Raw genomic sequence first — 18,198 nt, 5'->3', positions numbered from 1 at the left:
TTCAGTCGAAGCGGCGGCTCTGCATGACCTGATGGGTCACCGCGCCTTCGAACTTCGGATAGTTGTCGAAGTCGCGCAGGCCTTCCTTGCGCTCCGCCGACTGACGCATCTTCACGAAGTCCTCGGCGGAATCAAACACCGCCTGCACGATCTGCAAGCGCTCGACCGCACGGCCGATCGCCGGCGGCTTCGCCGTCGCCGGCAGATAGTACGTGACGCTGCGGATGCCGGGCATCCGGAACACGATCGGGACGTGGTGCGCACGGTAGTAGGCGTGAAACGCCGCCGGATTTTCCGCCGGTCCGTCGTACTGGACGAAGAAAGACACCGCTTTCGGGGGCGCTCGCGAGTCCTCGGGGCTGCCGCTCTTGAGCCATTCCGTGCTCATCACGTGGGCGTGGGTGTCATGGACGCCTTTGGCCGACGCCAATCCGGCAAATGCAGCCTTGATGGCCTCGCACGCAGCGGCCAGCGCCGCGTCGTCCGGAAAATACAACTGGCAGAGCAGCAGGCGCGCGTCCTGCGCGACCGGCAGCGGGTCCTGCCCCGGAACCGTGAGCGGCGTGTGCATGAGGATGGAATTCGATGGGCCTAGCGTCCGCTTGAGTTGCTCGAGCGCGCGCGCGGCTACTGCATCAAGCCCGGCCGCGTCAGCCGGTTTGCCGTGGAGATGAATGAATAACGACAGGCCCATGCTGACCGCGTGCTTTCGTTGTTACGGGAAGAAATGACGGCGACGCCTTGTCACCCGTGCCGCTCATAGGCCCGCTGCCAGACCACATAGAGCGCGACACCGGCCGCAAGCGCGGCCAGGAGCCAGATCAGGAAGAAGACGAGTTGCGAGACAGCCATGCACCGAGGCTACCGCCTTGACGGCTGCAACGAAAGCCGGGCGAAATCCCGCTCCGCAGAACCAGGAGCCGCGCATGTTTCTCGAAATCGCCCAGATCGACGTCAAGCCGGGCCAGGAGGCCGAGTTCGAAGCCGGCGTCGCCAAGGCCGCGCCGTTTTTCAAGCGCGCCAAGGGCTGCAAGGCGATGTCGCTGCAGCGCTCGGTGGAGAAGCCCAGCCGCTACCGGCTGTTTCTGACCTGGGAGACGGTCGAGAACCACACCAAGGATTTCTACGGCAGCGCCGACTGGCAGGAGTGGCGCAAGCTCGTGGCGCACACCTTCGATGGAACGCCGTCGGTCGAGCATGTGCAGGAGACATTGAAGGCATTCTAACTGTCCCGGCTTGTCCGCCTCCCACCCAGGCCGTAGGGTCCGCCCGCGATAACAAGAACCGGGAGGATTTCATGGGCGCAACCCGCTGGATTTTCGCACTGACGGCGCTCGTGGTGGCTGTCTCACCGGCGGCCGCGCAGCAGTTTCCGACCAAGCCGATCACCTTCGTCGTTCCCTACGCCGCCGGCGGCAACGTCGATATCTCGACGCGCATCCTGCAGGCCGGCATTGGCGAGACGCTCGGCCAGCCGATCATCGTCGAGAACCGGCCGGGTGCCGGCGGGCTCATAGCGGGCGATTACGTGGCGCGCTCGGCGCCCGATGGCTCCACGCTGTTCGTCGGCTCCAACGCATCGATCCTGCTCGGACCGATGACCATGCCGAAGCCGCCCTATCGCTGGGATCAGGCGTTTGAACCGGTCAGCGGGCTCGCGGTCGCAACCAACATGCTGCTGGTCACGCCGAACCTGCCGGTCAAGACCGTGGGCGAACTGATCGACTACGCGAAAAAGAATCCCGGCAAGCTGACGCTCGCGACGTCGAGCGGCGCCAGCATCAACCATTTCATGGCCGAGCTGCTCAAGCTCAAGACCGGCATCACCTGGACCGAGGTGCACTATCGCGGCAACGCGCCGGCGATCAACGATCTGATGGCCGGCCATGTCGATGTCGGATTCATGCAGCTCACGGATTCGCGCCAGTATCTCGAGTCCGGCAAGCTGCGCGCGCTCGCGGTGCTCGGGCCGAAGCGCGCGCCGGCGGTGCCCGATGTGCCGACCATCATCGAAGCAGGCCTGCCCGACGTGCAGGGCATCACCTTCAACGGATTGTTCGCGCCGAAGGGCACGCCGCCCGCCGTGGTGGACAAGCTCAGCACCGCGATCCGCACCGCGTTGAGCAAGAAAGAGGTCATCGACCGGCTCGGCCAGCTTGGCTCCGACGCCAACGGCAGCACGCCCGCAGAATTCACCAAGTTCCTGAACGACGAAACCGCGAAGTGGACCGACGTGATGCAGAAGGCGAACATCAAAGTGACTGGTGAATGAGTTTGGATCGGCGGTGCAGCATCGGTGGTGCCCACCCTCCCCTGGAGGGGGAGGGTCGACCGCCGGAGCCACAAGCGCGTTCACGCGCGTCTTCGACGCGCTATGGCGGAGGCGGGCGGGGTGGGGTGATCTTTTTTGCGAAGGGGATCACCCCACCCCGCGCGCTACGCGCGCGACCCTCCCCCTCCAGGGGAGGGTGAAGCACCGCCGATCTCGCACCAACTTCAAACACTCAAGCTTCAATTCTGGAAACACCAATGAACACCACGACCACCCCTGCCCCCGACACCCGCCCGTTCTCGCCGAAGATCGATCGCAACTATCCGAAGCCGAAGCTGAAACTGCCGCCAGGCGCCACCGACTGCCATTTCCATTTCATCGGCCCGCAGAAGCAGTTCACGCTGAAGCCGAACCACGTGTTCAGCCATCTGCAGTTCGAAGACACGCCGATCGAGGACTGGCTGAAGATGCAGGACGCGCTGGGCCTGTCGCGCGGGCTGCACGTGCTGTCGATGATGTACGAGCACAATTACGAGATCGCGCTGCACGCGCAGAACCGGCTCGGCGATCGCATCCGTTCGGTGATCGTGCCGTGGCCGCACATCACCGACGGAGAGCTCGACATCCTCACCAAATCCGGCGTGGTCGGCTATCGCATCACCTGGCGGCTCACCAAGGAGATCGACCAGAAGATGGTCGCGCGCACCACCGAGCGCGGCTGGTCGATGCACTACCTGCATCGCGCCGACGAGGCGCAGATGGACGGCTGGAAGCCGCACATCCTGAAGACGCCGGGCAAGTTCGTGCTGGAGCACATGGGCGGCGTCGATCCCGCCAAGGGCATCAACGGCGAGGGCTTCAAATTCGTTCTGCAATGCCTCGACACCGGCCGCTGCTGGCTGAAGCTGTCGCCGCGCATCTCCAAGCAGGACAACTTCCCGTTCTCCGACACCGATCCGCTGGTGAAGAAGCTCGTCGAGCATGCGCCGAACCGGCTGCTGTGGGGCTCGGACTGGCCGCATCCGCAATACTTCAAGCCGATGCCCAATGACGTGGCGCTGCTCGATCAGGTGCTCGACTGGGTGCCGGACGAAAAAACCCGTAAGCTCATCTTCGTTGACAACCCGGCAGAGGTCTTCGGCTTTCCGAAGATCTGAAAACTGGAGCAGCGCCATGGGCGATGGCGTCAGGCGTTTGTTGCTTGCGGCGGTGCTGATCTCGATCACGCCGGCGCTTGCGGCTGATTTGCCGCTTAAGCCAGAGCCAGCGCCTGCTCAGACGCCGGCGCAAAGCCCTGATGGCGCAAGTCCGCTCGCGCCGCCGTCCGCCGCCTGCCGCGAATGGTCGGACGGCTGCCGCACCTGCGTGCGCGCAGCCGACGGCGCTGTTTCATGCTCCAATATCGGCATCGCGTGCACCACGAAGCCCGCGACCTGTACGGCGTCGGACACGCCGGCGCGGTAGCATGTTCGTTTGATGTTGAGACGATCACGCTCTCGATCCGTCATCCTGAGGCGCGAGAGAGCGAAAGCGAACGAGCCTCGAAGGAGACGGCCCCGAAATCCCGGGCCGTCTCCTTCGAGGCTCGTTACGCTCGCACCTCAGGATGACGGAGATAGTCCACCTGAGTTGCTTCGATCTTAACAGCAGCTCTCACATCACCGGGCCGCGACCCGCAACCGTGTGCATGACATGCGTTGCGTTGTCTGGCGCCGTATTGCCAGTCCAGACGATGAACTGGTCGGGGCGCACCAGGATCATCCGCGCCTCGTATTTGGTCCGTCCGTCGGCGTAAGTGTCACGCACCACCTTCAGCGGCACCTTGGTGGCCACGGCCGCCTGCTCGAACGCCTTCACGGCCGCATCGCCGGCGTCGAAGGCGAGCAGTGTGAAGCCCGGGCCCAACTCCTCAAACACATTCCGGCCCGACGACAGCTTCTGTGGCGCCAGATGGTGCCCGCTGCGCGCCTTGAACACGTGCTCGCCATGGGCCGTGGATTTTCCACCCGGCGGGCCGAACACCACCGGCGAGCCCTCGTAGCTCGGCTCGTAAACCAGCGCGCGGTTGTCCATGTCGGTTTCTTTTTCCTTCCAGGCACGCTCGAACTCGGCCTTGTCGCGCTCCGGATTGTAGCGGTCGAGGAACGCGCCATCGATGCGGATGCGCTTGGCGATGAAGTCCTCGGCCACCTCGTAGAAAATCGGCCGCCGCTCCTCGCTGTACGATTCGAGCAGCGTGTCACCGCCCCAGCCTTGCAGCTTGGCGGCAAGCTTCCAGCCGAGATTGACCGCATCCTCCAGGCCGTTGTTGAGGCCGAAGCCGCCATAGGGCGGATGGCTGTGCGCAGCGTCACCCGCGATGAAGCAGCGGCCGACCTGGTATTTCTCCGCGACCGCGACGCGCAGGTCCCAGAAGCCGACGTGGTCGTACTCGACCTTGAATGGAAAGCCCGCGGCCTCGTGCAGCATCCTGGTGAAGTCGAAGTTCTCGCGCGTGGTGGTCTTCGGCACCGGCGCATGGAAGAAGAAACCCTCGCCCACGTCGATGCGGCCGAAGAACTTCCAGTAGCCCTTCAGATCGGGGTGCATCGCCCGATAGGTCGAACGCTCCGGATAGCGCTGCTTCAGGCCCTCGTGGAACTCCTTGGAACGGAACACGATCAGCACCATCAGCTCGTCGAAGTCGGTGCCGCCGCGCGCAATGCCGATCTGCTCGCGCACGAGCGAATGACCGCCGTCGCAGCCGACAACGTAGTCCGCCTCCCAGGTTTCCTTTTGGGAATCCTTTTCGATCGTCACACGGACGCCCTGGGCGTCCTGCTCGATGGTCTTGGCGGTCCAGCCGAAGCGCGACTCGACACCCGGCAGCGCGTCCATCTTGGCGCGCAGCACCTTCTCCATCTGGTACTGCGGCAGCCGGTCGTTTCGCTGGAAGTAATAGTCGTGGACCATGGAGCGGCCCTGCGGCGCATGGAAATAAGGACTGTTCAGGTCGCGATAAGTGGTGATCTCGCCGATCGCGAATCCCGGCGGCATCAGCCGCGCGGCGCGCAGCTCATCGAGCAGCCCCATGAAATAGAACGTCTCCAGCGTGCGGTGGGTGAGGTTCTGGCCTTTCGGAATGCGGCCTGAGTCCGTGCGGGTCTCGACCAGCCCGCAGGTCATACCTCGCATGCCGAGCTGCACGGCGAGCGCCACGCCCACCGGCCCACCGCCCACGATCACCACCTGAAAACGCTTGGCCATTTCTATTCCCCGACAACAACGCGCCCCTGCTCTGCCCGGCCGCGCTGGCGACCCTGGCTGGAGCGTGCCATGAATACTGAAATTCCGCGTGCGTGAACATCCAAACGGCAGCCGCCATCGCATGTTCGAGAATCTGTTCCGCCTCGACGGCAAGGTGGCCGTGGTCACCGGCGCGGGCAATGGTCTCGGCCGATCCTTTTCGCTCGGGCTTGCGGCGTTCGGCGCAACCGTGGTCTGCGCCGATCGCAATCTGGCCGGCGCCGACGAGACCGCTTCGCTCGCCAAGCAATCGCGCGGCAAGGCCGAGCCGGCGCATGTGGACGTGGCCGACGAAAAATCCGTGGACCAGTTGTGGAAGGAGATCGAGGCGCATTACGGCCGCGTCGACATCCTCGTCAACAACGCCGGCATCAACACCAACGCCATGCGCACCCACGAATACAGCGTGGCCGACTGGGACCGGCTGATGGCCATCAACCTGCGCGGCGTGTTTCTGACGACGCGTAAAGCGCTGGCGCTGATGCTGCCGGGCCCGGGTTCGATCATCAACATTTCCTCGATCTTGGGCTTGCGGGGCTTCTGGCCGGGCTCACCCGCAGGCTCGATCAGCTATTCGGCGGCAAAGGCCGGTGTGATCGGCTTCACGCGGCAGGTCGCGGCCGAATACGCGCCGGAAAAGATCCGCAGCAACGCCATCGCGCCAGGCTGGCATGGCGGCACTGCGCTCGGCGCCGAACGCCGCGCGGCTTCGACCACGGAAGACACGAGAATCTTCGAGGAGGCGATCCACGCCCGCATCGCGATGAAGCATCGCGGCGTACCTGACGATCTGGTGGGCCTCGTTATATATCTGGCGAGCGACGCGTCGCACTACGTCACCGGCCAGGTCATTGCTCATGACGGCGGCTGGGACGGCGTGGTGGCTTAGTTTGGGGGCGGCGTAGGGAAAGTGTGAAGCAATGGCTGAGTTTGTTGTTGAGTTCGGCAAGGATGCCGCGCCACCGGAAGACGGACGGCTCGACGCCGCAGCGTTTCATCGCAACCACGCCGCGATCGCGCCGGTGCTTGAAACGTTTCTCCGCAACCGTACGGGCGATGTGCTGGAAATCGGCAGCGGCACCGGCCAGCACGCCATCGCCTTCGCGAGCCGCCTGCCCGGCATCACCTGGTGGCCGACCGACCTCAACGACAATCACCTGCGCAGCATCGCGGCATGGCGGGCGCATGCGAAGATTCCCGACGTTCAGGCGCCCGTGCGGCTCGACGCGAGCGCTTCGGACTGGAAACTGCGCGAGCACCGCCTGCCCACGTCATTCATCGCCATGTTCTGCGCCAACGTGATCCACATCGCGCCGTGGTCGGTTGCGGAAGGGTTGTTCGCCGGCGCCGGCCGTCATCTCGCAGCCGGCGCGCGGCTGTTCCTCTACGGTCCGTTCCGCCGGGAGGGAGCGCACAACGCACCAAGCAATGCCGAGTTCGACCAAAGCCTGCGCAACCGCGATCCGTCCTGGGGCGTGCGTGACACGGCGGATTTGAAGAAGCTCGCCGACGCGAACGGGCTTCGCTTCGTCGAACTGGTCGAAATGCCGTCGAACAACGCCACCTTGGTCTTCGAGCGGAACGCTCAAGCCAGATAGTCGTGCACGACCCGGCCGAGGCCGAGCGTCAGGTCGGCGATGATGTGAGTGCCGGACACGACCTCAAGCACGGGCAGCTCCGCGAGCGGCGCCAACGCGTGCGACACGAGGTTCAACGCCGCCGGGCCGGTCCAGGCGCCTTTCAGCGTGATGTCCTGCAGCTCGTATTCGACCAGCTCGCAGATGCGGGGCGTGCCGTCCACGTGCGGCATGATCTTGAGCAGAAAGTTCGGCGCCGCGAGCGACGCCGCGACCGCCGCGTGATCCAAGGCCGTGTGTTTGTAGCCCATGGTGCCGGTTGCGATGCGGACCGGGCCGTAGTCGAGCGTTCCCACCAGCGTGTCGATCTCGGCGCGCAATGTCGGTTGTGCGAGCTTCTTCGGGAAGCCCCACAGCTCACGCCCGCCGGCGATCGGCGGATGATCGTTGAGGAACATGCAGTGCGAGTAGCCGCCTTTGCGGCCCTTGAACGACACCGGGATCACCTGCCCGCTTTCGGTGTAGTCGCCGAAGCCAGTCGAGTCGGGCATGCGGATGAACTCGAATTTAACCAGCGGCTCGTCGACCTGAAGCGGCTCCGGCACGAGTTCGCGCAGCTTCTTCGGATCGGTGCGGTAGGTGATGATGAGGAATTCACGATCGACGAAACGGTAAGGACCGATCGGATAGGCCGGGCTGGTCAGCGGCATCGCGAACGCCCGCTGCAGCACTTCGGTTTCTTTCATGACACACGCTCCAGTCTCCAGATCGCCCCGCCAAAAGCCGCCGCTCAACTCGCCTCGCCCTTGCAGATGTCGAACACCTTCACGCCCTCCTGCCGGTCCGGCAGGTCCATGATGCCGGGCGCGGTGAGCGTCTGCTTCGCGTTTTCGTAGCCGCTCTTCCAGTGTTCCTCCATGGTGCGCCGGGAAAACTCGAAGTCTTTGGCGACGCCCTCATAGGCTCGCGCGCGATAGATCAGGTGTACGATGTTGCAGACCTTGTCGTTGGCTTCGGTCGCCAGAAGCCTGGCGTCCTCGCTGTCGCGCAGGTCCGGAGGCAGCTTCTTGATGAGATTGGCGGCCGCGATGCGGAGCTTCTGCGTGTACCTGTACTGGTCGGTCGCAGCACGCGTACGGCTGGAATACTGAATCTCCTTCTGGCGCACCTCGACGCCGATCAGGTCCTTGGGCACCAGGCCCCGTGCGTTCCAGAGATCAATCTGAAACACGAGCCGGTCAACCCGCGGCCGGCTGTCGAGCACCCATTGCAACGGCGTGTTGGAGACGAGGCCACCGTCCCAATAATACTTGTCGTCGACCATGGTCGCCGGGAATCCCGGTGGCAGCGAGCCGCTCGCCAGGATGTGCTCGGCCCGGACCCTGACCTTGTCGTGCGGATGCGCCGTGTCGAAGTAAGCGAAGTTTCCGGTGTCGACCTCCACGGCACCGACGCTGAAACGCATCGCCCCGGAGTTGAGCAGATCGAAATCCACCAGGCGATTGAGCGTCGCAACGAGCGGTGAGGTGTCGTAATAGCTTGCCTTGCCGGGATGCTGGCTCGGCCATAGCACCGGCGGCGGCAGCCGCGGCGTAAAGAAGTTCGGCACACCGAACATAAGGATGTTCGCCGCCCAGGCCTGATTGAGCGCCTGGCGGGTGTAGGCGTTCTGGATTTCCAGCGACTTGAAATAGGGCACGCCGAGCGCGGATTCGGTGATGCTTTCCCAGAACTCGCGGAGCCGCTCCACGCGCTTCCCCGGCAGATTACCGGCAATCAGCGCTGAGTTGATGGCGCCGATCGAGATGCCGGCAACCCAGTCCGGGTGCACGCCTTGCTCGGCCAGCGCCTGATAGACACCGGCCTGGTAGGAGCCGAGCGCGCCGCCGCCCTGAAGCACCAGGGCGACCTGCTCGAACTGCTTGTGCTTGCCGTGATTTGGGCCGTTGGCCGCGGTCGTGTCGTTCACGGTGAAACCCCTGCTCAATCGAAACGCTGAGGCATGCAGCAGCAATTGAATCTGGCAAAATTGATACCAAACCGCGATGCATCAAAACCAACCGCCGCAAAAAACAAAAGCCCCGGAAGAGGTATCCCGAGGCCTTTGCGTCGTCTCAAGGTTGGCTGGTCACTCCGGCTTGAAGTTCATCGCCACGCCATTGATGCAATAGCGCAATCCGGTAGGCGGCGGGCCGTCCGGAAACACATGGCCGAGATGGCTGCCGCAGCGGCTGCAATGCACCTCCGTGCGGATCATGCCGTAGGTCCGGTCCACAGTCTCCTCAATCGAGCCGGGCTCCGGATCGTTGAAGCTCGGCCAGCCGGTGCCGCTCTCGAACTTCTTCTTCGATTTGAACAGCGTCTGCTCGCAGCCGGCACAATAGAACGTGCCGGCGCGCTTTTCGAAGTTGAGAGCGCAACTGCCCGGCCGTTCGGTGCCGTGCTCGCGCATGATGTGGAATTGCTCGGGCGACAGGATCTTGCGCCACTCGGCCTCGGAATGGGTGACCGGATAGGTCTTGGTGTCCATGATCTGGCTCCTTGAATTCCGCCCAAAGATAAGATCGAGCAGGCCCATCTTGTAGTCTTGTTACCGTCGCTGCTGGTCAATTCGGCGTCAGACCGTCCGGTCGAGCAGCTCGATCGACACGCCCTGCGGCCCTTCGATGAAACAGACGCGGGTGCCGGGACGCACCGTGGTCGGCTCGCGGGTGAACTTCACGCCCTTGGCCTTGAGATCGGCCGCGATCGCGTCGATGCCGGTCACCGACAGGCCGAAATGGTCGAGGCCCTGGTACGGTGTCTGCGGCGGCGACGCGACGCCGTCACCCGTTTTCACCGGGGCGAGGAACACATTGGCGCCGCCGATCTTCATGTCGATGCGCGGCGCGCCCTGCTGCATGCTGCGGATGACCTCCGCGCCGAGCATCTTCTCGAACCACTGCGCCGTCGCCTCCGGATCGGGCGTGCGGATGTGGACGTGGTCCCAAGTGAATTTGGCCATGACGTTTCCTCCCTGTCCATAGCGCGTCGAAGACGCGCATAAACGCTTATCGGGACGAACGTTAGGACAGCGCGGCGGGAGGCGCCAGTGTCCTATCAGATCAGGCCCGCGCCCTGCGCGGCTCGCCAGAGCAGCTGCAGACCGAGCAGCGTCAACGCCACCTGCAGCACCAGACGGAAGCTTTTCTCGCTGGTTTTCAGCAGCGCGACCTCGCCGACCCAGTTGCCGACCGCGCCGGCCACGATCATCGCGGCCATCAGCGGCACATAGCTGCCGATCGCGAAACCGATGAAGCCGAAGGCCGCGATCTTGGCGATGTGGGTGATCGCCATCAGCGCGCCCATGGTGGCGACATGAATACGACGGTCCGGCGTCGACGCGGCGATGAAGGGCGCGAGCAGCGTACCGGTGGCGCTGACGAACACGCCGAGGAAGGTGGTCATGAATCCGAGAATGGCGAAGCGGCCACGTTCGGCGCCGAACCGGCCGAGCTTCGGCATCCAGGTCACGAACAGGATGAAGGCGCCGAGAATGAACTCAAGCCACGTGGTCGAGAGCGCGACGAACACCCGGGCGCCTAGCGCCGCGCCAAGCAGCGAGCCGATCACGAAGGGAATCACGGCCGGCCGCATCACATTGCGCCACATGATCATGGTGCGGGTGACGCCTGAGCCCAGCATCACGACGGTGTGCACCGGAATGAGCGCGAGCGGCGGCATCACCATGGCCATCAGCCCGAGCAGCACGATGCCGCCGGCAGCGCCCGTGAACACGCCGATGAACGACGTGACCAGCGAGGCGACCATCAGGCCGACAAATGCGAGCGTCCCGATATCCGGGGTGCCGAGGAAGTCCATTGTTTTTGATGTTCTTGAACTGAAGCCGCTCCCAACCCAGCGTTGAGAAAGCATCCGGCGCGGCACGATGCAATGCCAGACGGCGCATGGCGGGTAGAAGCATCGCCGTTTATTTGTCGAGGCAGACGCACTTTCGATCCGTCATCCTTGTAAGTCACGAATCGCTTCGTCGGCTAGAGTTGTCGGCGCGGTGGCGGACGGGAGACCGTCTCATCCTGGGGCTATGAAGCCCGGACCTCAGCACGGGCATCCGTCCGCCGTTCCATCGAACCCGAACAGTCGCGAGGGCCGCAAGCGAAGCCCGGTTGCGCAAGGAAGGGTGAAGATGGACACGATCTACGTTGGCATTGATGTATCGAAAGACCGTCTGGACGTTCATGTGCGCCCTGGCGGTGAGGCCTTTGCGGTCGAGCGGAACGGCAAGGGTCTGGAAGACCTGGTGGACCGTCTGCGAGGGCTTTCGCCTTCGCTGATTGCGGTGGAGGCGACGGGCGGCTTTGAGACGATCGTTGCGGCAGCGGTGGCTGGAGCTGGACTTCCGCTTGCAGTGGTGAACCCAGCTCAAGTTCGGCACTTCGCACAGGCCATCGGCAAGCGCGCCAAGACCGATCCGATCGATGCGGGCGTGATCGCCCACTTCGCGGAGGCGGTCAAACCTGAGCCGCGGCCGATGCCTGAAGAAACAGCCGTGCTGCTCGCCGAGTTGGTCGGCCGGCGGCGCCAGATCATCGAGATGCTGGTGGCCGAGCGGCAGCGCGAGAAGCACGCCAGCAACGTGCGGGTTCGCAAGAGCCTGGCGCGGCACATTGCCGTTCTCGAGAAGGAACTGCCGAGCATCGATCGGGACATCGATGGTCTGGTTCGTGGCGCCCCGGTCTGGCGGGAGAAGGAGGACCTGCTCATCTCGGTTCCCGGAATCAAGAACACGCTGGCCCGCATCTTCCTCGCGGAAGCGCCTGAGCTCGGCAACCTCGATCGCCGTCGCATCGCAAGCCTGGCTGGTGTGGCGCCCTACACCAGACAATCGGGCCGCTGGCGGGGCAAGGCCATGATCGGCGGAGGTCGCACGGCGCTTCGCTCGGCTCTGTTCATTGCCGCCTTGACGGCCAGTCGCCACAACCCGGTGCTCAAGGCCTTCTACGCCCGACTGCTCGCCGCCGGTAAGCCAAAGAAGGTCGCGCTCATCGCGGTGGCCAGGAAGCTCCTCACCATCATCAACGCCATGCTCAGAGACAGCAGAAAATGGCAAAACACTTGACGGGAGACACAGTCGCTGAGGCGCCCGCCCGCCAGCGCGTTTACGCGCGTCTTCGACGCGCTATGGGCGGGCCTCGAAGGATGCGGCCCCCAAGTCCCGGGCCGTCTCCCTCGAGGCTCGCTGCGCTCGCACCTCAGGATGACGGCGATGGGCTACCCGAGTTGCTTCGGCACCAGATGAGCGCGTCTTACTCCGCCATCCCGCCGGCCCGCGCCCGGGCGATGCCGAGCTGGAGAATGCGGTTGAGCAGGTCCGGATATTTCAGCCCGTCATGCTGGGCCGAGCGGGCGAATTCCTCGGCCTTGGCGATTTCCGGATTGGGATTGGCTTCGATGAAATACGGCGTGCCGTCGGCGGCCAGCCGGAAATCGATGCGCGCATAGCCGTCGAGATCGAGCGTGCGGCAGATGCGCTTGACCATGCTCTGGATGCGAGCCGCGATCGCAGGCGTAAGCCCCTTGGCCGGGCCCTCCTCGACGCCGTGGCGCGCCTGGTATTCGATGTCGTGCTTCACCTTCTCGGTCGCGATCGGCCGCGTGCCCGACGCGAGATCGCCGAACTGCAGCTCCCAGATCGGCAGCACGCGGCGGCGGTCGTTGCCAAGGACGCCCACGTAGATCTCGCGGCCCTCGATGTACTGCTCGGCGATCGCCGCGGTGCCGATCCGCTGATGGATGAAGGTGACGCGCTCGGCCAAGGCCTCGTCGGTCTCGACCACCGAAGCCTGGGCGATGCCCATCGAGGCGTCTTCGTTGAGGCTTTTCACGATCAGCGGCAGGCTGAGCCGCGGCGGCCGCTTGACCTTGCGGCCCATCGGAAACACCGCGAAAGCCGGTGTCGGCACGCGATGATAGTGCACGAGCTTCTTGGCGAGGTCCTTGCCGCGCGCCAGCACCAGGCCGCGCGGATTGCAGCCGGTGTAGGGCACGCGGGTCAGTTCGAGATAGCTCACCACGCTGTGGTCGTAGACGGCCTCGCCGTGAAATTCCTCGAGAAGATTGAACACCACATTCGGCTTGAAGCTCTCGATCGCGTCGCGGATCGGGCGGAGCTCGCTATCGACGCCAAGCGGCATCACCTCGTGACCCGCGCCGCGAAGCGTCGAGACCACGTCGTATTCGGTCTTCCAGACGTTGACCTCGGCCTCGCTGAATCCCTTGAGCGATTCCGGCGGCACCAGGTCCGGATGGGTGAGCAGGAGGACGCGACAGCTCTTCATAGCGCGATCCACTGTCGTCGCTGCGGGCTGTAGAGCGAATGCACGGTCTTGGCGGTGAGCAGCACCATGAAGTCGGTGCGCAGCTGCCGGTCGGAGCCGACAGCGCGGAGCTTGAGCTCACGGCAACGCTCGATCATCTCATCGAGCACGGTGTCCAGCGTGAGCTGATATTCGCCGGTCCATTTCGAGATCAGCCGGCGGAATTCCGCACGATGGTGGCGGATGAAGGTCGCAGCCGGCGGCGAATTGCGATGCTTCGGGCTGTTGGAAAAAATGCGCATCAGGTCGCGGTCGTAGGCACGCGGCGTGTCGACCGAATAGTGCTCAAGCTTCTCGCGGTAGTGTTCGCCGAGCGTCATGCGCACCGAACGCAACGGCTCGAGCTCGGTGCGCCGCGTCACCACCGGCCTGCGCTCGGCGATCTCCGCCATCAGTTCGTCGACGTATTGCAGCTTCTTCAAGGCCGGCCAGCCTTCGTAACGTTTGCGCCAGTTCGATCGCGGTGTCAGCCATACGGCGAAGGTCTCGGCAAAGTCCTCGTCGGGATGGCTTTGCGCGTACCATAGCCGCAAATGTTGAACAAAATTCCTGCTCGCGGGATCGGGACGGTAATAATTTGGATACCTCGTTGAGGACCGTCCGAACAGCCGCTGCCAGCGCCGATCACGATGAAGTGCATAGGAATGCTGCATCACGTGACCCATCTCGTGACGCAGGATGCGCATGCATTCCGCATGCGTGCCGCCTTCGACATCGATGATCATCTTGCGCTCGAGCCGCATCAGGCGCGGATGCGCGAGATAGAACGGAATGGCGATGCCCGGCGTGTGTTCGGGACTGAACCATTCGGTCGACAGCCACGCGTGCGGCCGCACCGGAATGCCGTGACCGGCAAGCTCGCGGTTGAGCTCGCGCATGCAGTCGGCGAGCCAGCTGCCGCGCATTGAGAGCTTGAGATCCTTGAAGCGAAGCTGAAGCAGCTTGTCGTCGGACCAGCCGGCCCAGCGTTTGCGCTTCCCTTGCGTCTTGAGCTTCTTGCGATCCGGCACGAGCGTCAGCCCCCCACGCCGGCCGCCGGCGCCTCGGCGAAGGTGCGCGCCTGCCACAGCGACGCGCGCCAGCGCACCGCGATCAGCACCGTGAAGGCAAGTCCCACGATCGCATAGCACGAAGCCGTGGCACGGTAGCCGATGAGATTGATCAGGCCGCCGGCGACGAGCAGGCCGAGCGGCAAGCTGTAGATCGCCAGCATCCGCACGCCCATGATGCGGCCGCGGTAGCGGTGATCCGAAGCGCTGAGCAGGATCACGGTGTGGCTCACCATCGTGAGGCTTTGCGCGAAGCCGCACAGCACCAGCATGGCGGCGCCGGCTTCGAGCGTGTGCGTCTGCGCGAAGACCAGCACCAGAATGTGCCAGATCACCGCGGCGACGATCATGATCTGGGCGAGCTCGGTCCGCATGCCGGAGCGCGTCATGCCGAGCGAGCCGATGAAAGCGCCGAGCGCGACGCTCGCCACCAGATAGCCGAGGCCCTTCTGGTCGGTGAGGAATATGTCCTTGGCGGCATAAGGCATGAGGCCGTTGGTCAGCGGGAACACCGCGAAGTTGAACAGGAACGCGTACCACACGATGGCGAGCAGCCTGGGCGTGTTCCAGACCAGCACCATGCCCTCCCAGAGCTCGCGCCATGGCGAGAGCTCTGGCCCGGGGTCCTTCGACTGATGCACCTCCCGTGCCGCGTCGGGCACCACAGCATTCCAGGTCAGGATCGCGCCGACCACGTAGATCGCGGTGATGGCGATATAACTCGGCCCGATGCCGATCGCCGCAAACAGTCCTGCGCCGGTCAGCGCGCCGAAGATGCGCGCGGTGTCGGTGGTGGTGCGGGAAATGCCCATCGCGGCCGTAAGCGTGCCGGGCGGCATGGTGTCGGCGATCATCGCGCCGCGCAGCCCCATGTCGGATGGTCGAAGAAGTCCGGTGAAAAAGGCCAGCACCAGCACGATCGCGGGCCTGAGCGTGCCGGTGAAGGCGAGCGTCGTCAGCGTGCCCGCGACCAGCGCGTAAGCCGATCGCATCCCGGTCAGCATCACGCGATGGCCGACGCGATCGCTCAAGACGCCGATCAGCGGCGCGATCAGCGTGCCGACATAGAGCAGCGCGCCGAAGATCGTGAGCATCACCACGGAGTTGGTCTCGACCAGCATGTACCAACCGAGGATGAGTGTCTCCATTTCGAACGCCCAGGACGTCACAAGGTCCGCGGGCCATTGGTAACGGTAGCTGCGGACCCGGAACGGGGCGAGCGCGCCCCAGGAATGGGCCGAAGGGTGGCGGAGCAAAGGCATTTCGGAGGAGACATCCGGCTGGGACGAGTCGTGCCCGGAACCATAGCAAAACCCTGGCTCGGTCGAGCAAATCCTGGGCAAACGGCGTTCCCAAATGGGACCCGTAAAATTTCCGTGTGAGTCCGGAACGGCTCTTTTCGGCGGACGTTGATACCGCGATATGGGGCGGGGGTCTGAAATCCTGCCTGGAACGGGGATCCGGGCCAGGCGACGTGGTCGGAGGATCGCATGGCCCTGAGTGTTCTGGCCCCCAGCCGGTTAAGTCGAAAGTCGAACGTCAAGTTCTTGTGCGCCGCAATCGCGGCCGCCCTGGTGCTGGCCTTCCCACTGGCCCAGGCCATCAGCGCCGTGTCGCCAAGCCCGATACCGAGCCAGCAGGTCAACCGGGCCGCAAAGGGCGACTTGTTCGCAGCGCCGCGAAGCATCGCCCGCAAGGTGCCGGTCGAGACCGTCAAGAACCCGGCCCGCCCGATCCGCGAGCAGAGCGACAAGCGCACGCTCATGGACGGCTGCGAGTCGTCGTTCAGCCCGGTGACCGTGCCTTCGATGGCGCATATCGCGGGACGTTGCGTCGGCTGATCTGGACTGGCGTGAGTTTGAAATGAAAAGGGCGGCCCTGCGGCCGCCCTTTCATTTTGCGTCAAATGCCCCGCGCAGGCGTCAGCGGATCGGCGGTGCGTAGAGGATGCCGCCGTTGCTCCAAAGCTGGTTCAGGCCGCGCGGAATGCCAAGCTTGGAGCCCGAGCCGACGTTGCGCTCATAGATCTCGCCGTAATTGCCGACGTGGCGGATGATGCGGGCCGCCCAGTTCTTTTCGAGGCCGAGCCATTCGCCATAGTCGCCTTCGGCGCCGACGAAGCGCATCACGTCCGGCTTCTTCGACTTCATCGCCTCGTCGATGTTCTTGGAGTTGATACCCAGCTCTTCGGCGTTGATCAGCGCGAACAGCGTCCACTTCACCAGGAGGTACCAGTCGTCGTCCTTCTGGCGAACCACCGGAGCGAGCGGCTCCTTGGAGATCACGTCGGCCAGGATGTCATGCTCGTTGGGCTTTTCGAGCTTGAGCCGCAGCGCGTAGAGCTGCGACACATCGGAGGTCAGCACATCGCACTGGCCCGTCGCATAAGCCTTGAACATGTCGTCGATGTTGCCGAACTTCTTCTCCTCGTACTTCATGTTGTTGGCGCGGAAGTAATCGGCGAGGTTGAGCTTCGTGGTGGTCTCGTCCTGCACGCAGACCTTGCTGCCGTCGAGCTCCAGCGCCGACTGCTTGTTGCCCGAGCGCGGCGTCATGAAGCCCTGGCCGTCGTAATACGAGACACCGGCGAACTGCAGGTAGTATTCGGTCTCGCGCGACATGGTCCAGCTCGAGTTGCGCGCCAGCACGTCGATCTTGCGCTTGCCGAGCTCCTCGAACCGCTCCTTGGCGTCGAGCGGCACGAACTTCACCTTCTTCGGGTCGTCGAAGATCGCCGCCGCAATGGCGCGGCAGAAGTCGACGTCGAAGCCGGTCCAGTTGCCCTTGTCGTCCTGCGCCGAGAAGCCCGGCAGCCCGGTGTTGACGCCGCAATAGACCGCGTCGCGCCGCACCGTGCGGTTCAGCGTCTTGGTGTCGTAGCGCTCGTAGGCATAGGCCGCGATCCCGACACCGATGGCGATGATAATGCCGATCAGAAGACCGGTCGTGAAATTACGCCCGATGAATCTGGCCATAGGCCCCTCCCCCGCAGAACGACGATCAGACTTCCGGACGCTGCCGGACCACGACCTTGGTGCCGACCGGAATGCGCTCGAACAGATCGGTCACGTCCGGATTGGTCAAACGGAAGCAGCCGGACGACACTTGGGTGCCGATGGTCTGCGGCTGGTTGGTGCCGTGAATGCGGTAGACCGTGGTGCCCAGATAGAGCGCGCGGGCGCCGAGCGGATTGCCCGGACCGCCGGCCATCCAGCGCGGCAGATAGGGCTGGCGCTGGATCATCTCTTCTGGCGGCGTCCAATCCGGCCATTCCTGCTTGCGGGTGATCTTCAAGAGCCCCTGCCACTGGAAGCCGTCACGGCCGACGCCGATCCCGTAGCGCAGGGCGCGGCCACCGGGCTGCACCACATACAGATACCGCTCGCTGGTCTGGACGATGATCGTGCCCGGCGCTTCCGTGGTGCGATAGAACACCACTGTCTTCTGCCATTTCGGATCGAGCTGCTCGTCTGCCGAATTGGGGACGTAGCCCGGCTGATCGCCACCATCGCGGCCCTGAGCGAAGGCCTGTGGCGACGCAAGCACAAAAAGAAGCGCAAATTTGATGCCCAAAAGGAGCCGAAGCAGTGTCATGGCTGATTTCCCTCGCCGACAGTCCGGAAGCGTAAGCCGGACGC

Annotated in this window: 20 protein-coding genes; 8 read left to right on the top strand and 12 right to left on the bottom strand. The window is 64.2% G+C overall.

Translation table 11 applies throughout. The features are described 5' to 3' along the window. Position 1: 1 nt before the first annotated feature. Positions 2–694, bottom strand: a complete 693-nt coding sequence (locus RHPLAN_RS08805; RefSeq protein ID WP_068016107.1) for an EthD family reductase — start codon at positions 692–694, stop codon at positions 2–4. 232 nt (positions 695–926) lie between these two features. Between RHPLAN_RS08805 and RHPLAN_RS08800 the strand changes: the two genes are divergently transcribed. The 4 genes from RHPLAN_RS08800 (at position 927) to RHPLAN_RS08785 (ending at position 3,736) form a co-directional block, all read left to right on the top strand. After that, a complete protein-coding gene (locus tag RHPLAN_RS08800; RefSeq protein WP_068016104.1) occupies positions 927–1,226 on the top strand; it encodes an antibiotic biosynthesis monooxygenase family protein in 300 nt (99 codons plus the stop codon). A gap of 71 nt (positions 1,227–1,297) precedes the next feature. After that, entirely contained in the window at positions 1,298–2,272 is a 975-nt protein-coding gene (locus RHPLAN_RS08795; RefSeq protein WP_068016101.1) for a Bug family tripartite tricarboxylate transporter substrate binding protein, read from the top strand. A 257-nt stretch (positions 2,273–2,529) separates the two neighbouring features. Next, positions 2,530–3,429, top strand: coding sequence for an amidohydrolase family protein (locus tag RHPLAN_RS08790; protein WP_068016098.1), 900 nt, complete (start codon positions 2,530–2,532; stop codon positions 3,427–3,429). Positions 3,430–3,445: 16 nt separating this feature from the next. After that, on the top strand, positions 3,446–3,736 hold the full coding sequence (locus tag RHPLAN_RS08785) for a hypothetical protein (protein ID WP_068016095.1): 291 nt from the start codon (positions 3,446–3,448) through the stop codon (positions 3,734–3,736). A 189-nt stretch (positions 3,737–3,925) separates the two neighbouring features. Here the strand turns inward: RHPLAN_RS08785 and RHPLAN_RS08780 are convergent, their stop codons facing one another. Beyond that, positions 3,926–5,518: an FAD-dependent monooxygenase gene (locus RHPLAN_RS08780; RefSeq protein ID WP_068016093.1), complete on the bottom strand. Its 1,593-nt coding sequence runs from the start codon at positions 5,516–5,518 to the stop codon at positions 3,926–3,928. A gap of 88 nt (positions 5,519–5,606) precedes the next feature. Here RHPLAN_RS08780 and RHPLAN_RS08775 point away from each other — a divergent pair, with 88 nt between their 5' ends. After that, the gene (locus RHPLAN_RS08775; protein WP_198164784.1) at positions 5,607–6,446 is read left to right on the top strand and encodes an SDR family NAD(P)-dependent oxidoreductase; all 840 of its coding nucleotides are present in this window, start codon (positions 5,607–5,609) and stop codon (positions 6,444–6,446) included. 31 nt (positions 6,447–6,477) lie between these two features. Continuing rightward, positions 6,478–7,155 carry a DUF938 domain-containing protein gene (locus RHPLAN_RS08770; RefSeq protein WP_068016087.1) on the top strand — a complete coding sequence of 226 codons (678 nt, stop codon included), beginning with the start codon at positions 6,478–6,480 and terminating at the stop codon, positions 7,153–7,155. Here RHPLAN_RS08770 and RHPLAN_RS08765 read toward each other — a convergent pair. The 5 genes from RHPLAN_RS08765 to RHPLAN_RS08745 form a co-directional block, all read right to left on the bottom strand. Continuing rightward, a complete protein-coding gene (locus RHPLAN_RS08765; RefSeq protein WP_068016084.1) occupies positions 7,143–7,880 on the bottom strand; it encodes an acetoacetate decarboxylase in 738 nt (245 codons plus the stop codon). The two genes, RHPLAN_RS08770 and RHPLAN_RS08765, sit on opposite strands and share 13 nt — an antisense overlap. 44 nt (positions 7,881–7,924) lie before the next feature. Further along, positions 7,925–9,103 (bottom strand): patatin-like phospholipase family protein, encoded by a 1,179-nt coding sequence (locus tag RHPLAN_RS08760; protein WP_068030873.1) that lies wholly within the window; start codon positions 9,101–9,103, stop codon positions 7,925–7,927. Positions 9,104–9,262: 159 nt separating this feature from the next. After that, a complete protein-coding gene (gene msrB, locus RHPLAN_RS08755; RefSeq protein ID WP_068030868.1) occupies positions 9,263–9,664 on the bottom strand; it encodes a peptide-methionine (R)-S-oxide reductase MsrB in 402 nt (133 codons plus the stop codon). An 87-nt stretch (positions 9,665–9,751) separates the two neighbouring features. Next, positions 9,752–10,138, bottom strand: a complete 387-nt coding sequence (locus RHPLAN_RS08750; protein ID WP_068016081.1) for a VOC family protein — start codon at positions 10,136–10,138, stop codon at positions 9,752–9,754. A 95-nt stretch (positions 10,139–10,233) separates the two neighbouring features. Further along, on the bottom strand, positions 10,234–10,995 hold the full coding sequence (locus RHPLAN_RS08745) for a sulfite exporter TauE/SafE family protein (protein ID WP_068016079.1): 762 nt from the start codon (positions 10,993–10,995) through the stop codon (positions 10,234–10,236). A gap of 325 nt (positions 10,996–11,320) precedes the next feature. On the opposite strand from RHPLAN_RS08745, the gene RHPLAN_RS08740 reads away from it, so the two are divergent. Next, positions 11,321–12,253 (top strand): IS110 family RNA-guided transposase, encoded by a 933-nt coding sequence (locus RHPLAN_RS08740; RefSeq protein ID WP_068013255.1) that lies wholly within the window; start codon positions 11,321–11,323, stop codon positions 12,251–12,253. Between the two features lie 187 nt (positions 12,254–12,440). On the opposite strand, the gene RHPLAN_RS08735 is transcribed toward RHPLAN_RS08740, so the two are convergent. The 3 genes from RHPLAN_RS08735 to RHPLAN_RS08725 are packed head-to-tail and all read right to left on the bottom strand — an operon-like array spanning position 12,441 to position 15,822. After that, positions 12,441–13,472 (bottom strand): D-alanine--D-alanine ligase family protein, encoded by a 1,032-nt coding sequence (locus RHPLAN_RS08735; protein WP_068016077.1) that lies wholly within the window; start codon positions 13,470–13,472, stop codon positions 12,441–12,443. Beyond that, positions 13,469–14,521: a putative zinc-binding metallopeptidase gene (locus RHPLAN_RS08730; RefSeq protein ID WP_068030864.1), complete on the bottom strand. Its 1,053-nt coding sequence runs from the start codon at positions 14,519–14,521 to the stop codon at positions 13,469–13,471. The genes RHPLAN_RS08735 and RHPLAN_RS08730 overlap by 4 nt, the downstream gene beginning before the upstream one ends. A 5-nt stretch (positions 14,522–14,526) precedes the next feature. Continuing rightward, on the bottom strand, positions 14,527–15,822 hold the full coding sequence (locus RHPLAN_RS08725) for an MFS transporter (RefSeq protein ID WP_068016075.1): 1,296 nt from the start codon (positions 15,820–15,822) through the stop codon (positions 14,527–14,529). Between the two features lie 228 nt (positions 15,823–16,050). Here RHPLAN_RS08725 and RHPLAN_RS08720 point away from each other — a divergent pair, with 228 nt between their 5' ends. After that, positions 16,051–16,401, top strand: coding sequence for a hypothetical protein (locus tag RHPLAN_RS08720; protein ID WP_157100144.1), 351 nt, complete (start codon positions 16,051–16,053; stop codon positions 16,399–16,401). Between the two features lie 81 nt (positions 16,402–16,482). Here RHPLAN_RS08720 and RHPLAN_RS08715 read toward each other — a convergent pair whose 3' ends face one another. Further along, entirely contained in the window at positions 16,483–17,535 is a 1,053-nt protein-coding gene (locus RHPLAN_RS08715) for an amino acid ABC transporter substrate-binding protein (protein ID WP_068016070.1), read from the bottom strand. Between the two features lie 25 nt (positions 17,536–17,560). Continuing rightward, positions 17,561–18,154, bottom strand: a complete 594-nt coding sequence (locus tag RHPLAN_RS08710) for a L,D-transpeptidase (protein WP_068016067.1) — start codon at positions 18,152–18,154, stop codon at positions 17,561–17,563. Positions 18,155–18,198 lie beyond the last annotated feature (44 nt).

Source organism: Rhodoplanes sp. Z2-YC6860 (assembly GCF_001579845.1).
Classification (GTDB): domain Bacteria; phylum Pseudomonadota; class Alphaproteobacteria; order Rhizobiales; family Xanthobacteraceae; genus Z2-YC6860.
The sequence above is the reverse complement of the archived record's forward strand: the minus strand, read 5'-3'. Positions and strand labels throughout refer to the sequence as shown.